This window comes from Epibacterium sp. ABZ3_068, assembly GCF_056159265.1.
In genome coordinates, this window is sequence record NZ_JBSWUV010000001.1 from 576488 (window position 1) to 591425 (window position 14938).

Below are 14938 nucleotides of genomic sequence, written 5' to 3' on the forward strand. Positions count from 1 at the left end.
ACGGGAGCAGGACCACGCCTGCTCCCGACATTTGCGCGTATCACTCGACCGAAATGTTCCAGTAGAGGTACAGCGGAGAGTCGATGACACCGCTGACAGTGTTGCGGTAGGCAACCGGTGTGAAGAACTGACCCAGCTCACCCGAGGCACCGATTTCCCACAGGCGTTCCTGAGCGATAGCCGCTTGTTCCTGTTTCGCCTCCAATGTGGTGGCCTTGGCAAAAGCTGCGCGTGCGGCTTCCAGTTTTTCATCCTCGGCCCAGCCGAACCAGCCGGCGTCCGGGTTCCCGGAAAAGGCAATCGACATGGGGTCAATCACGTCGGCACCGATCCACCATGTGTGGAACATGTTCCATCCGCCTTCACCAATCGGGTCACGCAATGCCCGGCGGGAGGTCAGCGTCGCCCAGTCCATGGCTTCCAGTTTCACGTTGAACCCTGCCGCACGCAACTTGTCCGCGGTTACCAGGGTAAAGGCATTCAGCACCGCAATATCGGTCGGCTGCATGATCACAACCTCGGTCCCGTCATAATCGGTCGCTGCCAACGCCACCTTGGCCGCATCGACATCACCCGTCGCCATCAGCTCAGAGCCTTTTTCGTTCTCGAGCAGGGTGCCACAGGGATAAACGGAATAGCAGGTCTTCCAGTACTGCGGATCGCCAATTGCACTGGCCAGATAGTCTTCCTGCTTCATCGCCATGATCGCGGCCTTGCGGATCGCGGGATCGTCAAACGGCGGCTGGACGTGGTTGAACCGGGCAAAGCCGATGGAGCCCAGCGGATCGGTCACCGCAACGGTAATGTCCGGGTTGGCCTCCAACAGCGGTGCCAGATCCGGCGCAGGCGATTCATGATAGTCAATCTCACCCGCCATCAGTGCGTTCATACCTGTCGTCGCATCCGAGAAATACTGTTTGATGACCTTGTCGACCTTTGCCACCTTACCACCCGCCGCGCCGGATACCGGTTCGCTGCGTGGGACATATCCATCGAATTTGGAATAAACGACCTGCGAGCCGGGAACCCATTGATCTTCTTCAAAAACAAAGGGACCAGATCCGATGTATTCGGAAATCTGCTCAAACGGGTCGGTTGCCGCAATCCGTGCGGGCATGATGAAGGGCACGTTTGACGACAGTTTGCCAATCGATTCCAGAACCAGCCCATAGGGCTCGGACAGGGTCATGGTCACGGTCTTTTCATCGGTTGCTTCCAGCGTGTCGATCACGCCAAACAGCTGCTGCCCCATACCGTCCCGCTTGCCCCAGCGTTCCAGCGATGCAACCACATCTGCGCCGGTCACAGGTGCACCGTCATGGAACGTCAGACCGTCGCGCAGAACGAAGGTCCAGACCAGACCGTCTTCGGACGTGGTCCAGGTGTCGACCATCTGCGGCTGCGGCTTGAATTCCGCGTCCATCGCAAACAGCACGTCATAGATCATGTAACCGTGGTCGCGCGTCACATAGGCGGTGGTCCAGATCGGATCCAGGTTTTTCAGATCCGCATCCGTTCCAACACGCAAAACGGTTTCCGCCAAAGCAGGCGTTGTCCCGGCCGACGCCAAGAGCGGCAAAGCGGCAAGCGCTCCGACAACTGCGCGCCTGGTAAGCATATTTAGGACAGAAGGCATTATTTACTCCCTGATTTTGGAACATTGTTTTCTTTGATGTTGAAACATTGCGCGAAATTCTTCTAATCGAAAAGAAAAACTGTCGATTGTCGACAAAAAACCGAAACATGTCCTAAATACTCAGCAAACCTATTCGGTGTGAATAACGCACCAATGATGCCCGTACACAGCGAACCTCACGCAAGACGCTCCGGCTCCACGCCGCACTCCAGAACCCAATTAAGGCCGAAAGATTTCAGTATGACCCACGTTGCCATTGCCGGATTTCAACATGAAACCAATACATTCGCCCCTTTCCCAACCGTTTTGGAGCATTTCGAGGCGCGCGGCTCCTGGCCAGAGTTTCTGAGAGGGCCGGACGTTCTGACACGTATGAAGGGCCTGAACCTTCCGCTTTCGGGCTTTGCTGAGGCCTGCCCCCACAGATTGATCCCCCTTCTGTGGTGCTATGCCGAACCCGGCGGATATGTGGACAAACACGCCTTTGACTCGATTACCGGTGAAATTATCGACGGGGTTGTGAAATCCATGCCTGATGCGATCTACCTCGATCTGCATGGCGCGATGGCAACCCAAGAGCACCCGGATGCAGAGGCAGAGATTCTACGCCGCCTGCGTGCCGCCGTTGGACCGGATCTGCCCATAGCCGTCAGCCTGGATCTGCACGGCAATCTCAGCCGGGCGTTTTTTGAAGCCGCAAGCGTGGTCACGGTCTACCGCAGCTACCCCCACACGGATCTGGCCGAAACCGGAGCCCGCGCCGCACGGCTTCTGGACCGGGCGTTGCAGGCGCCGCTGGCCAAAGCCTTCCGGCAGGGCAATTTCATGGTTCCGATCACCGCTCAGACCACCGAACACGAACCGGCCCGAAGGCTCTATGACGCGGTCGCCAACAGTTCTGCCCTCTCTGCGGACCTTGCCATTGGCTTCCCCCCGGCAGATGTCCCCGATTGCGGGCCGTCGATCTTTGTCTATGACAAAACCCTGGACGCCGCCGAGAAAGAAGCAAACCGTCTGGCTGGCCTGTTGGCTGCAAGCAAAGCCGATTTCGACTCCAATCTGCAGCCCGCCCCCCAGGCCATCGCCCAGGCACTGACGCTGGAAGGTCCGGTTGTGATCGCCGACCCCCAGGACAATCCCGGCGCAGGCGGCACCGGTGACACCACCGGCGTTTTGAATGCTTTGATCGAGGCCAAAGTCCCCGATGCAATCCTGGGCCTTCTTTATGATCCAAAGGCCGCAGACACCGCGGCACAGGCGGGCGAAGGTGCGGAACTGACGCTGACCTTTGGCGGAGCCTTTACGAACTATGGTGCCCCAGTCACCGCTGCCGTACGGGTCGAAGCGTTGAACAACCAACCCTTTGTCTACACTGGCCCGATGTACAAGGGGTCAGAGGCCGATCTGGGCCAGATGGCGCGTCTGCGCCTGCTGGGAACCGGCATTCAGGTTGTTGTCGCGTCACATCGCGCGCAAAACGCCGATCAGGAACAGTTTCGCGCAGTTGGACTGGACCCCTCAGAGCACCACATTGTCTGCGTCAAAAGTGCGGTGCATTTCATGGCGGATTACAAGCGAATTGCCAAACACATCCTCTTTGCAACCGCGCCCGGAGCCAACCCCTGCGATCTGGAAAGCATTCCCTTCACCCAACTGCGTCCAGGCATGCGCTTTGGTGGGCTTCCTTCCTAGTCACGCATCGTCGCGCGCCGGTCAGTCTGAATAATCCGGGGTGCGGTGGCAACCGCACCACACCCCCTCTTTCAGCTCGGCCAGGTCCCGATCTTCCGTTGGCTCCCCGTCCTTTTCATCCACAAACGTATCCCAACGCGCCTCCCAGATCTTGATATTCGACGACAAAACCCGCACCCAGCCAGCAAAGGCCCGCCCCTGCGTTCCCGCAAAACGCGTAAGAGCTGGCTTGTTCTTGCGCAGCCATTCAAGGGCACCAAACCCGTGCTGTTCATTAACAGTGTTTTGCTCAATCATGGCCTGGACAGAAGCCCCCAATGCAATGATCGCATTCCGGCAGACCGCCGCGCCAAGTTCCAAATGCTCTTCCCGCATCTGCGCATTCTCCACGGCCGTCGCGAGCCGCAGAACATCTTTGGAAAACGGCACTTCGAAGCCCGCACATGCCTCCAGAAATGACGCCTGCGCTTTTATGACCTTCAGCGACTTATCTGCCACCGGCGGGCGTAACACCATGGCCTGCAGCCCCTGCCCTTCTTCCTCTGCCGCCCTGGCTGTCATCCCCTGCAAAGAATCGCACAAAGCCTCATGCAATGCCACAGCTGCCGCCTCGTAGCGGGCGTAATAGTCGATTTCACCCAGGCCTTCCGTGACCATGTCGTCACGAAGGACGCCCATGACCTCTCGCAAAGCTGACTGTAGCTTGGCCGCCCGTTGTCCCTGCTGTTCCGCCATCGCGCGCTGTTGCTCTCGGACATAGGCAATGGCGTTTTCCATTTGCAGCGCGGCAATTGTCAGGACGTTGGCGTCCACGCCAGAGCCCGCTTCATCCAGTGTCTGGGCCAAGGCGGCAACTGGCCGTTTCAGCAGTGTTTCTTCGTAAACACGGGGGAACGTCGCAACCGCTAACGTTTGGTCCAACAGGGCCTTCAACGTGCTGACATTGGGCAAACGCATCTTAGGACCCGGAACCAGATCAACCTGCAGACCAGATCCTTTTGCAACGATCACATGCAGGGCACAGCCGGGATAGGGCGCCGGTGCCTCCGGCAACAGCTCAATCTGGGCCCCGCCGTCTGCCGTTTCAGGTGGCCAGGTTTTCAGCGCCTTCAGATACCGAAACATAGCCATGCACCGGTCACCATGATGCGGTATCTCCGCAATCACGCCAAACCCCTTGGGATCCATTTCAGTCAGGGGAGTGTTGCGAAAACTCACACCGATAAACTGGTTATCCCATGCATTCTCCAGACTCCTGTTTCCCTTCAACGGCAAGAGATCATTCACTTGTGACCCGCTCAGGAACAGATCACGCAGTTTATTGTGGGCAATGGGTGAAATATCCGAAACGGTGGTGTCCGCCAAAAAGACATTGCGCAATCGGATCAGATCCCTCAGCGGCGACAGATCGGTGACGGTGCAGCCGTTGAAACTGATCTCCGCCAGTTGCGGAAAATGTTCCAGAACATCCAGCCGCCGCACCCCTGTATGATCCATCCGCAAACGCCGCATGTAGCGCGCATTGGCCAGCGGCGACATATCCTCCACTCCGGTATAACTGGCACTGAACTGGCGCAGGCTTTTCAACCCCTCCAACCCTTTGAGCGACCGGATCAACGTATGATCCAGATTTAGCCTTTGCAGCTTCTTCAAATCTGCCAAAGGCGCAAGATCCGAGATGGAGGTACAGTTCAGGGTCACCTCTTGCAGTTTTTTACACTGCGCCAGCGCAGAAAAGTCCCGAACCAATGTCCCCGTCAGATCCAAAACCTTAAGAGAGCGCATGCTCGACAGGAAGGACAGATCAGTGGTCCGTACCCCGCGCAGGGAAAGATGTTCCACATGTTTCAGACCACAAAGCGCAGACAGATCAGTGGCAACCATGTCATCCAGCGCCAGAAAATTCAGCTGGGGAAAGCGCGCCAGAACAGAGACATCCGCAATACGGGTTCCGCATAAATCCATATGGGTCAGATTGGTTAACTGCCCCATGCTGGTTGGTAATTCCACAAGATCTTCGGCGCGCCCCTTCAGATCTTTGAGTAATAACCGTTCAATGTAATCTGATTCTTCCTTCAACTGCCGCTCAATCCACGCAGCAAGGCTTCGGCTCATTTCGCTCGACATAATCCACCAATATGAAAATAGATATTCACATATCGGAATTCGACAGGACTGACACATCACGTTGCTTGAAAAACCCGTGATAAATGCGCGACCCCCACAGATCACCGCGAAACGAAAAACGCCCCTCTGCGCAATGGCAAAGGGGCGTTCTTTAACGTCGAATGTGCGTCTATTTAACCGCCGAAATCGTCCAGCATGATGTCCTCACGGTCGACACCCAGCTCCAGGAGCATATTGATGACAGAGCTGTTCATGATGGGCGGACCACACATGTAGAACTCACAGTCCTCGGGTGCTGGGTGGTTCTTCAGATATTCATCATAAAGAACATTGTGGATGAAGCCGGTGTAGCCGCCCCAATCATCTTCGGGCAGTGCATCAGACAGGGCCACATGCCAGGTGAAGTTCGGGAACTCCTCGGCCAGCTGGTCGAAATCTTCGACAAAGAACATCTCTTTCTTGGAGCGCGCACCATACCAGAAGGTAATCTTGCGGTCTTTGTTCTTCAGACGCTTCAGCTGGTCAAAGATATGCGAGCGCATCGGCGCCATACCCGCACCACCGCCGATAAAGACCATTTCCTTTTCAGTCTCGCGGGCAAAGAATTCACCAAACGGACCGGAGATGGTCACCTTGTCACCCGGTTTCAGGTTAAAGATATAAGACGACATCTGACCCGGCGGCAGATCGGTGCCCGGCGGCGGAGAGGCCACCCGCACGTTCAGCATGATCAGGCCTTTTTCGTCTGGGTAATTCGCCATGGAATAAGCCCGTTCAATCGGCTCATCCACGGTGGAGGCGTATTGCCACAGGTTGAACTTGTCCCAATCAGACCGATACTCTTCGCCGATGTCAAAATCGGTGTATTTCAGCGTGTGCTTTGGAGCCTCGATCTGGATATAGCCACCCGCGCGGAAGTTTACGTCCTCCCCCTCGGGCAATTCCAGAACTAGGTTCTTGATAAAGGTCGCAACATTGTCGTTGGACCGAACGGTGCATTCCCATTTCTTGACGCCAAAGACCTCTTCGGGAACTTCAACTTCCATATCCTGCTTGACCGCGACCTGACAGGACAGACGGTCCCCGCAGGCCGCTTCACGCTTGGTGATATGGCTTTCTTCTGTCGGCAGGATCGAGCCTCCCCCCGAGTGGATCCGCACCCGGCATTGCGCACAGGTGCCACCGCCACCACAGGCGGAGGGCACAAACAGCTTTTGTTCAGCCAGCGTTTGCAACAGCTTGCCACCCGCCGGGACCGAGATCGTCTTTTCACCGTTGATGGTGATGTTGACGTTCCCCGAAGACACCAGACGCGAGCGCGCCGCCAGAATGATCGTGACCAGGGCCAGAACAATCAGGGTGAAAAGAATGATACCAAGACCAAAAGTTTCCATGTGCCAGCCCCTTTACAGTTTCACGCCAGAGAAGGACATGAAGGCCATCGCCATCAGACCTGCTGTGATAAAGGTGATGCCCAGACCTTGAAGACCATCGGGGATGTCCGAGTATTTGAGCTTTTCACGCACGCCCGCCATTGCAGTGATTGCCAGCGCCCAGCCAAAGCCGGAAGACAAGCCATAGGTCGCGGCTTCGGCAAAGTTGTAGCTGCGCTCTACCATGAACAGCGATCCACCCAGGATCGCGCAGTTTACCGTGATCAGCGGCAGGAACACACCCAGCGCGTTGTAAAGCGGCGGGAAATACTTATCCAGAACCATCTCAAGGATCTGAACCAGTGCCGCAATCACCCCGATATAAGAGATCAGGCCGAGGAAGGTCAGATCAACTTCGGGGAACCCTGCCCAGGCCAGCGCACCGGGCGCCAGCAGGTTGTTCAGGATCAGGTTGTTGGCCGGAACCGTGATCGCCTGCACGACCATGACCGAAATACCCAGACCAATCGCCGTCGAAATCTTTTTCGAGACCGCGATAAAGGTACACATGCCAAGGAAAAAGGAGAGGGCCAGGTTTTCAACAAAGATCGCCTTGACCGCGAGTGAGAGAAGACCTTCCATCAATGTGCCTCGACGGTTTGAATTTTATATTCACGCTCTTCCACCTGCTCTTTTTTCACGGACCGGAAGGCCCAGATGATCAAGCCGATGATAAAGAAGGCAGAGGGCGGCAGCAGCAGCAGGCCGTTTGGCACGTACCAGCCACCATTGTTGACGGTTTCAAAGATGGTGATGCCAAACAGGCTGCCCGCGCCAAAGAGCTCGCGGATCACACCCACCAGCATCAGGATCAGACCATAGCCCAGCCCGTTGCCGATGCCGTCGATGAAACTGTCAATCGGCGGGTTCTTCATGGCAAAGGCTTCGGCGCGGCCCATCACGATGCAGTTGGTGATGATCAGGCCAACAAACACAGACAGCGTCTTGGAGATTTCAAAGGCAAAGGCCTTCAGCATCTGATCCACCAGGATCACCAGCGACGCGATGATCACCATCTGCACGATAATGCGGATCGAACCGGGGATCTGGTTGCGGATCATCGAAATGAACATGGAGGAAAACGCCGTCACCAGCGTCACCGCAATCGCCATCACCAGCGCCACTTTCAGCGACGAGGTCACAGCCAGCGCGGAACAGATCCCAAGAACCTGCAAGGTGATCGGGTTGTTGTCGACCAGCGGGTCGACCAGCATTTCTTTACGCTTATGCGCCATTACACATTCCCCGCCTTCAGGTTTTCCAGGAAGAGCTTGTAACCCGCTTCTCCCATCCAGAAATTCACAAGATTGTGGACACCTGCCGTTGTCAGCGTTGCACCAGCCAAAGCATCAATGTGATACTCTTTGCCGGCAGCAGGCACCGCCTTGGTCACGCTGATCTGCAATTCGCCGTTGTCATCCGCCAGCCGTTTACCCTTCCACAGGGCTTTCCAGCGCGGATTGTCGACTTCGGCACCCAGACCCGGTGTCTCTGCATGTTCATAAAACTGCAGACCAAAGATGTCGTTGCCGTTCTCCTCCAGGGCGATAAACCCGTAAAGGGTCGACCACAGCCCATAGCCATGGATCGGCAGGATCACCTTGTCGATCTCCCCGGCCTCGTCGCGCAGCAGATAGACGGTGACAAATTTGCCCTGACGCACGATGCCCGCCGGGTCGTCGCTCAGCGCAACCGAGGTTGCCGGATCATCGGCAGCCGCGCGGTCATCAAAGTCCGCCGGGTCAAACTGATCGGTAAATTCACCGGTTGCCAGTTCCAGAACCTGCGGTTCAAAGGCCGTAAACGCCTCAAGCACGTCGACTTTGGGGTCGTAGATGCCTGCGACCTGCAGAATGTTGATCTGCTTGTCCTTCAGCGAGTTCACAGCCTGGATCGGACGCAGCGCAACCGCTGCCGCCGACACGATCATGGACGCCACAAGGCAGACCGCAACCGCAACAAAGATGGTTTTGGGAACCGAATCCGTGGGCAGCGCCAGGAAGCGGCCGATAAAGCCCTTGGGGGCGTTTTGGTCTGTATCACGCATTGCGACGCGCCCTCCGCTTGATGTTTGCCTGAACAACGAAATAGTCGATGAGCGGTGCAAAGACGTTGCCAAAGAGGATGGCCAGCATCATGCCTTCCGGGAAGGCCGGGTTCACAACCCGGATCATCACCACCATGAAGCCGATCAATGCACCATAGAAATAGCGCCCCAGATTGGTGTGCGCGCCGGAAACAGGCTCGGTCACCATGAAGACCAGACCAAAGGCGTAACCGCCCAGAACCAGATGCCAATACCAGGGCATTGCAAACATCGGGTTGGTGTCAGAGCCAATCCAGTTCAAGAGCAGCGAAAACCCGATCATGCCCGCCAGACAGCCAACCACCATCCGGTAGTTTGCGATCTTGGTGATCAACAGGAAGCCCAGACCGATCAGCGCGGCAACGGCTGAGGTCTCCCCCATGGATCCCGGAATAAAGCCCAGGAAGGCATCCCACCAGGTCACACCCATGGCGGCCAGATGCTGCACGCCCTCAGACGCGGAGACCGCCAGCGCGGTTGCGCCGGTGAAGCCGTCGACCGGAACCCAGACGCTGTCGCCGGACAGCTGCGCCGGATAGGCAAAATACAGGAACGCCCGCCCCGTCAACGCCGGGTTCAGGAAGTTTTTGCCAGTCCCGCCAAAGACTTCCTTGCCAATGACCACACCAAAGATGATCCCCAGCGCAACCTGCCACAGCGGCGTGGTTGCAGGCAGAATCAACGCATACAGCATCGAAGACACCAGGAAGCCCTCGTTCACCTCGTGCTTGCGCACAGTGGCAAAGATCACCTCAAAGATGCCGCCTGCCACCAAAGTGGTGATATAGATCGGCAGGAAATACAAAAGCCCGTGCAACATATTCGCCAGCGGGTTTGCAGCGTTGAACCCGATGCCCAGGGCCTCGATAATTGCAGCGCGCCAACCGGACGGACCAAACTCGGCAATTGCCATATTGGTATGATAGCCGGTGTTATATAGCGCCATCAGGATACAAGGGATCGTTGCGATGACCACATAGGTCATGATCCGCTTCATATCGATGTACGACCGCGCATGCGGTGCAGCAGTTGTTACGGTTTTTGGAGTGTACAGGAAGCTCTCCACCATCTCGTAGATGGGGAAATACTGCTCCCATTTTCCGCCCTTCTCAAAGTGCGGCTCAATCCGGTCGAAAAAGTTACGCAGGCCCACGTTTAACCCTCTTTCTCGATCTTGGTCAGGCAGTCACGAAGCGCCATCCCATATTCATATTTTGCAGGACAGGCAAAACCCACCAGCCCCAGATCTTCTTCGTCCAGTTCCAGCGCGCCCAGTTGCTGCGCCTGATCTGTGTCCACCACCAGAAGCGCCCGCAACAGCTGCGTTGGCAGGAAATCCTGCGGCATCAGCTCTTCGAATGTGCCCAGAGGGACCATCGCACGGCGCCCACCATTCAGGTTCGAGGTCAGCGGGAACGCCCGTTTCGACAGCGCAGAGCCCAGCACAGGCTGAACCGCATATTTGGACAGCATGGGACGGATCCAGCCCATCGGGATCTGTTTCTTGTCTTCTTCGATCAAGGTGATCTGACGCGCATAACGCCCCAGATACCCATCGGTGCCTTCACCGGCACGACCGCTCAGAACCGAGCCAGAGATCATGCGCACCGGCGTGCCGCTTGGAATATCATCGGCGGCCAGCTGCGCCAGCGACGCCCCCGCCACGGTTTTCACCAGGCGCGGATCCTTGCACACAGGACCGGTCAGCGCGATCACACAGGAGGCGTCATAGGTGCCGGTCAACAACAGGCGGCCAATGATGATCACATCCTGATAGCCGATGGTCCAAACGGTTTTTGTCGCATCTGGCGTGTCGAGGAAATGCATATGCGTCCCCGCAAGTCCCGCAGGATGCGGCCCGGCAAAGGCAACGGCTTCCACACCTGGCGCATCATGGCCCGGCAGCGGCGCCGCATCCGCCTGACACAGGTAGGTGGTGCCATCGGTCAGGGTTGCAATTGCTTCCATCCCCTTGGCAAAGGCTTCGGCATTTTCGCCAATCGCAATCGCCGGATCTGCGGCCAACGGCTCTGTATCCAATGCGGTCACATAGATCGCAACAGGGCTGCTGCCCGGCGCGGGAACCTTGGAATAGGGGCGTGTGCGGAACGATGTCCACAGGCCGGCGGCGCACAGACGCTCCACCAGACCTTCGCGGGTGCTGATATCTCCGACCTCAGAGAAATCGACCGGAGCCCCGGCCGTGGCGTCCACATCAATCTCGATGCTGACCAGCTTGCGCCGCGCGCCGCGATTGATGGCGCGGATCTTGCCCGCAACCGGGGAAACCACCTGCGCCTCCGGCATGTTTTTGTCGAACATAACCGGCGAGCCCGCCACAACTGTGTCGCCTTCAGCGACCACAATGCGTGGTTTCAAGTCGATGTAATCTGCGCCCAGAATGCCAACTGTCTGGACCTGTTTGATCTGCTGGATTTCGGGGCGTGGCACCCCTGTGATGCGCAAATCCAGACCTTTGCGTAGTTTGTACCGCTTCAACGATGAATTCCTCGATTTTGGGAACACGCCGTTGGCCACCAAAAGGTGTTTCGGCTGGCGCCCCGCTACCTCGGCGCCCTGCTAGAGGTTTTTTGGGGAAATGACCAGAAAGAGGTTGAAGAAATCCGCATTTTTCCCCATCAAACCGCGAACTCGTGAAAAAAAAGGGCACGTCATGACCTCTTTGATGTCGTTTTCCCGCCGATCTTTCCTTTTGATGCCCCTGGCATTTGCTGCCTGCCGCTCTAGCAAGCAAGTAATTGATCTTAATGGTCAAACCATGGGCACCACTTACAATATCGTAGCGGTTGACCACTCTAACACCTTGCAGAAATCCGAGGTGCAAACCGCTGTTTCCAGGGCTCTGGCCAGTGTTAACGCAAGCATGTCGAACTGGGACAACACGTCCGAGATTTCGCGAATCAATGCTGCAAAAACAGGCACTGTCTCTTCTCTCTCGCCCGAGCTGGCGCAGGTGATGGATGCGGCATCTCAGGTCAACCTCGCAAGCGGTGGCCGATTTGACACAACCGTCGGCCCGCTGATCGAGCTCTGGGGCTTTGGCGCTCCGGGCGCGCAGGACATGCCCAGCGACGAAGCCATTGCGGATGCGCAGGCCAAATCCGGCCACGGCAATACGCTCTCGCTTGGCTCTGGCACCGTTCAGAAAACCCAGTCCGACACGCAGATCTATCTGGCGGCAATTGGCAAAGGCTATGGCGCTGACCACGTGGGTCGCGCGCTCGAAGCTCTGGGTATCAACGACTATCTGGTTGAAATCGGCGGCGACCTTTATGCGGCGGGCCACAACCCCGACGGTCTGCCCTGGCAGATTGGTATCGAAACCCCCAACGCCCACGATCGTGGCGTGATGGGTGTTGTTGGCGTCTCCGGCATGGGCCTTGCGTCCTCGGGCGACTACCGCAACTATTTCGAAGTGGACGGGCAGCGTTATTCGCATCTGATCGACCCGATCACCGGCCGCCCGGTTGATCACAAAACCGCTTCGGCAACCGTACTGGCGGACAATGCGATGCTGGCGGATGCATGGTCCACGGCGATGCTGATCCTCGGCCGTGAACGGGGTCTTGAGGTTGCAGCGCAACACGGAATTGCGGTCCAGTTTGCGGATCGTGACGAAAGCGTTGCCAGCCTGCAATTCAAGACCTACGCAAGCGACGCATTCAAGGCGCTGACCGCGTAATCCAACCCAGCAAGGACGCCGCAATGACCACCTTCCTGTTCACATTCTCTCTGTTTTTGTTGGTAATGCTTGGTATGGCACTTGGCGTGATCCTCATGAACAAGAGGATCAAAGGAAGCTGCGGCGGCCTGAATGCCATTGGTGACGCAGACCAGTGTTTGGTCTGCAAAAAGGAAATCGACCCGGACTCGCCCCTGCGCGAACGTCTGGAATGCCCGCGCGCCAAAAAGATGCTTGAGCGTGCGGGTCTCGAGTCCGAAGCCTAATTTGGTTTCCGTCGTTAGCCTGCCAGATCCAGCGGGATAAACCCCAGGATCATCAGGCCAACGGCGGCCAAAACCCCATATATCCAATAAAGATACCTGGGACCTTCGGCCTTCCAGACCCGACGGTATTGATAACCCGCCAGACATGTCACGCAGAACAGCAAGGTTGCAACGGTTGGGTCAAGGGCCAGATCCGAAAAGTTCATGTTGGCTGCCCTTTCTATCCGATCAGCACCGCGCCGCTGACGGGGCCTCTGCACCGTCAACCTTGGAATGGAGTGTCTAGCAGTTTTGAAAGACGGGGCAACCCCTGCCCCGCCCGTTCCTCAGGCAAGCCCGCTTTGGCGGTCAACCTGTTTTCAGATAGGACCGGCCCATCAGATGTCAGCCTGGACCCCTGGCAGCTCCAAGGCTTTGATCATGTCACGCAGCTCCTGACGGGCGGCGATATTCGAGATGTTCATCTGTTTGACACCAATGTCCTTCAGGTCCAGAAGCGTCAGCCCGCGCGGGAAAAGCTCGCGGAAAATCACCCGTTCCGAGAAGCCCGGCGCAACGCGGAAACCGATGCGCTTGGACAGCATCTTGACCGCACGCTCCATCTTTTCCTTGTTGACCATCCGCTGCGTGCCGACACGGTTGCGGATCACAATCCAGTCAATCGGCTTCAACCCTGCCTGCGAGCGCAGCTGACGGGCGTTCCAGACCATCTCGGAATAAACCGACGGGCCCAGAATCTTTTCACCCTTCTGATCCGTGCGCGCCAGAAGGTCGAAATCAACAAAGCTGTCGTTAAGCGGCGTGATCAGCGTATCCGCCAAAGAATGCGCAACCTGGCTCAACCTTGTATGAGACCCCGGACAATCAATCAGGATAAAATCAACCCGCGGCTCCAGATCCGCAATCGCCGCCGACAAACGGTGATCATAGATGTTCTCATTCGGGCCAAGAGTGCTTTCGTCGATCTCCGGCAGCTCTGTCAGCTCAATGATCGGGAGCTCAATTCCTGTCTCCTCGATAAAGGCTTTGCGGTTTTCCAGATACCGCCCCAACGAACGCTGTCGCAGGTCCATGTCCAGCACAGCAACCGAATGGCCCGTTCGCGCCAAAGTTGTCGCCACATGCATGGACACTGTGGATTTCCCAGCACCGCCCTTTTCGTTCCCCACAACGATGATATGTGCCATGTCTGCCCCGTTACCCCAGATATTGCAGAAAGCTAGTTTCCACAGACTATAGCTTGTCCGCAATCAAAGGGAAAGATTCAGCACTCTTTCTCCATAGGTTTAATGGTAAACGCGGGGAAAGCGTGGCCAAAAAGAAAAACGCCGCCCCAAAAGGAACGGCGTTTCGGTACGAAACCTCGAAAAGTTGGGATTAGAAGCCCAGACCTTCGTATTTCTTTTTGAACTTGGATACGCGGCCACCTGCGTCCATCAGACGGGTGTTACCACCGGTCCATGCCGGGTGTGCGGAAGGGTCAATATCCAGCGCCAGCTGGTCGCCTTCTTTGCCCCAGGTCGACTTCATTTTGACGATGGTGCCATCGGTCATTTTGACGTTGATCAAGTGGTAGTCGGGATGTGTATCGGCTTTCATTGAACCACTCCTTAGGCTTTTTTGGGCTTGTAGTTGCTGTCTTCAGCAATACGTGCCGATTTACCGCGGCGGGTGCGCAGGTAGTACAGTTTCGCGCGACGAACGCGACCGCGGCGGACAACGGTGATGCTGTCGATATTGGTGGAGTGCAGCGGGAACACACGCTCAACGCCTTCACCAAAGGAAATCTTACGAACGGTGAACGAACCGGCAATGCCCGAACCGTTTTTACGGCTGATGCAGACGCCTTCGTAGTTCTGGACGCGCGAACGCGAACCTTCGGTCACCTTGTAGCCGACGCGAATGGTGTCACCGGCTTTGAAATCGGGGATGTCTTTCCCCAGGGCGGCAACTTGTTCCGCCTCCAGCTGTGCGATCAGATCCATCTGACCTTCT

Annotated in this window: 15 protein-coding genes; 3 read left to right on the top strand and 12 right to left on the bottom strand. The window is 56.8% G+C overall.

Annotated features, from left to right (window positions below):
- Nucleotides 1–40: 40 nt before the first annotated feature.
- Nucleotides 41–1636, bottom strand: coding sequence for an ABC transporter substrate-binding protein (locus ACXAEW_RS02690; protein ID WP_474939844.1), 1596 nt, complete (start codon nucleotides 1634–1636; stop codon nucleotides 41–43).
- 240 nt (nucleotides 1637–1876) lie between these two features.
- Here ACXAEW_RS02690 and ACXAEW_RS02695 point away from each other — a divergent pair, with 240 nt between their 5' ends.
- Nucleotides 1877–3328, top strand: coding sequence for a M81 family metallopeptidase (locus ACXAEW_RS02695; protein ID WP_474939845.1), 1452 nt, complete (start codon nucleotides 1877–1879; stop codon nucleotides 3326–3328).
- A 21-nt stretch (nucleotides 3329–3349) separates the two neighbouring features.
- On the opposite strand, the gene ACXAEW_RS02700 is transcribed toward ACXAEW_RS02695, so the two are convergent.
- The 7 genes from ACXAEW_RS02700 to ACXAEW_RS02730 form a co-directional block, all read right to left on the bottom strand.
- A complete protein-coding gene (locus ACXAEW_RS02700; protein ID WP_474939846.1) occupies nucleotides 3350–5407 on the bottom strand; it encodes a leucine-rich repeat domain-containing protein in 2058 nt (685 codons plus the stop codon).
- A gap of 221 nt (nucleotides 5408–5628) precedes the next feature.
- Nucleotides 5629–6849: an NADH:ubiquinone reductase (Na(+)-transporting) subunit F gene (gene nqrF, locus ACXAEW_RS02705; protein WP_474939847.1), complete on the bottom strand. Its 1221-nt coding sequence runs from the start codon at nucleotides 6847–6849 to the stop codon at nucleotides 5629–5631.
- A 12-nt stretch (nucleotides 6850–6861) separates the two neighbouring features.
- Nucleotides 6862–7470, bottom strand: coding sequence for an NADH:ubiquinone reductase (Na(+)-transporting) subunit E (nqrE, locus tag ACXAEW_RS02710; protein WP_474939848.1), 609 nt, complete (start codon nucleotides 7468–7470; stop codon nucleotides 6862–6864).
- Entirely contained in the window at nucleotides 7470–8123 is a 654-nt protein-coding gene (locus tag ACXAEW_RS02715; RefSeq protein ID WP_474939849.1) for an NADH:ubiquinone reductase (Na(+)-transporting) subunit D, read from the bottom strand. The genes nqrE and ACXAEW_RS02715 overlap by 1 nt, the downstream gene beginning before the upstream one ends.
- Complete coding sequence (locus ACXAEW_RS02720; RefSeq protein ID WP_474939850.1) at nucleotides 8123–8935, bottom strand: Na(+)-translocating NADH-quinone reductase subunit C; 813 nt, start codon at nucleotides 8933–8935, stop codon at nucleotides 8123–8125. The genes ACXAEW_RS02715 and ACXAEW_RS02720 overlap by 1 nt, the downstream gene beginning before the upstream one ends.
- Nucleotides 8928–10127 (bottom strand): NADH:ubiquinone reductase (Na(+)-transporting) subunit B, encoded by a 1200-nt coding sequence (locus ACXAEW_RS02725; RefSeq protein WP_474939851.1) that lies wholly within the window; start codon nucleotides 10125–10127, stop codon nucleotides 8928–8930. The genes ACXAEW_RS02720 and ACXAEW_RS02725 overlap by 8 nt, the downstream gene beginning before the upstream one ends.
- A 2-nt stretch (nucleotides 10128–10129) precedes the next feature.
- On the bottom strand, nucleotides 10130–11473 hold the full coding sequence (locus tag ACXAEW_RS02730; RefSeq protein WP_474939852.1) for a Na(+)-translocating NADH-quinone reductase subunit A: 1344 nt from the start codon (nucleotides 11471–11473) through the stop codon (nucleotides 10130–10132).
- Nucleotides 11474–11753: 280 nt separating this feature from the next.
- On the opposite strand from ACXAEW_RS02730, the gene ACXAEW_RS02735 reads away from it, so the two are divergent.
- Together ACXAEW_RS02735 and nqrM are read left to right on the top strand one after the other, a co-directional pair.
- On the top strand, nucleotides 11754–12677 hold the full coding sequence (locus tag ACXAEW_RS02735; RefSeq protein WP_474939853.1) for an FAD:protein FMN transferase: 924 nt from the start codon (nucleotides 11754–11756) through the stop codon (nucleotides 12675–12677).
- Between the two features lie 23 nt (nucleotides 12678–12700).
- Nucleotides 12701–12943 (top strand): (Na+)-NQR maturation NqrM, encoded by a 243-nt coding sequence (gene nqrM / locus ACXAEW_RS02740; RefSeq protein WP_474939854.1) that lies wholly within the window; start codon nucleotides 12701–12703, stop codon nucleotides 12941–12943.
- Between the two features lie 14 nt (nucleotides 12944–12957).
- Here nqrM and ACXAEW_RS02745 read toward each other — a convergent pair whose 3' ends face one another.
- The 4 genes from ACXAEW_RS02745 to rplS form a co-directional block, all read right to left on the bottom strand.
- On the bottom strand, nucleotides 12958–13149 hold the full coding sequence (locus tag ACXAEW_RS02745; protein ID WP_474939855.1) for a hypothetical protein: 192 nt from the start codon (nucleotides 13147–13149) through the stop codon (nucleotides 12958–12960).
- 171 nt (nucleotides 13150–13320) lie between these two features.
- Nucleotides 13321–14130, bottom strand: coding sequence for a division plane positioning ATPase MipZ (locus ACXAEW_RS02750; RefSeq protein WP_474939856.1), 810 nt, complete (start codon nucleotides 14128–14130; stop codon nucleotides 13321–13323).
- A gap of 190 nt (nucleotides 14131–14320) precedes the next feature.
- The gene (rpmE, locus tag ACXAEW_RS02755; RefSeq protein WP_474939857.1) at nucleotides 14321–14542 is read right to left on the bottom strand and encodes a 50S ribosomal protein L31; all 222 of its coding nucleotides are present in this window, start codon (nucleotides 14540–14542) and stop codon (nucleotides 14321–14323) included.
- Nucleotides 14543–14553: 11 nt separating this feature from the next.
- The gene (rplS, locus tag ACXAEW_RS02760) at nucleotides 14554–14928 is read right to left on the bottom strand and encodes a 50S ribosomal protein L19 (protein WP_474939858.1); all 375 of its coding nucleotides are present in this window, start codon (nucleotides 14926–14928) and stop codon (nucleotides 14554–14556) included.
- Nucleotides 14929–14938 lie beyond the last annotated feature (10 nt).

Coding starts and splice junctions, on each gene's coding strand:
- ACXAEW_RS02750 (WP_474939856.1), bottom strand. CDS start 14,130: ATGGCACATATCATCGTTGTGGGGAACGAAAAGGGCGGTGCTGGGAAA.
- ACXAEW_RS02695 (WP_474939845.1), top strand. CDS start 1,877: ATGACCCACGTTGCCATTGCCGGATTTCAACATGAAACCAATACATTC.
- ACXAEW_RS02735 (WP_474939853.1), top strand. CDS start 11,754: ATGGGCACCACTTACAATATCGTAGCGGTTGACCACTCTAACACCTTG.
- nqrF (WP_474939847.1), bottom strand. CDS start 6,849: ATGGAAACTTTTGGTCTTGGTATCATTCTTTTCACCCTGATTGTTCTG.
- ACXAEW_RS02715 (WP_474939849.1), bottom strand. CDS start 8,123: ATGGCGCATAAGCGTAAAGAAATGCTGGTCGACCCGCTGGTCGACAAC.
- ACXAEW_RS02745 (WP_474939855.1), bottom strand. CDS start 13,149: ATGAACTTTTCGGATCTGGCCCTTGACCCAACCGTTGCAACCTTGCTG.
- ACXAEW_RS02690 (WP_474939844.1), bottom strand. CDS start 1,636: ATGCCTTCTGTCCTAAATATGCTTACCAGGCGCGCAGTTGTCGGAGCG.
- nqrE (WP_474939848.1), bottom strand. CDS start 7,470: ATGGAAGGTCTTCTCTCACTCGCGGTCAAGGCGATCTTTGTTGAAAAC.
- rpmE (WP_474939857.1), bottom strand. CDS start 14,542: ATGAAAGCCGATACACATCCCGACTACCACTTGATCAACGTCAAAATG.
- ACXAEW_RS02720 (WP_474939850.1), bottom strand. CDS start 8,935: ATGCGTGATACAGACCAAAACGCCCCCAAGGGCTTTATCGGCCGCTTC.
- nqrM (WP_474939854.1), top strand. CDS start 12,701: ATGACCACCTTCCTGTTCACATTCTCTCTGTTTTTGTTGGTAATGCTT.
- rplS (WP_474939858.1), bottom strand. CDS start 14,928: ATGGATCTGATCGCACAGCTGGAGGCGGAACAAGTTGCCGCCCTGGGG.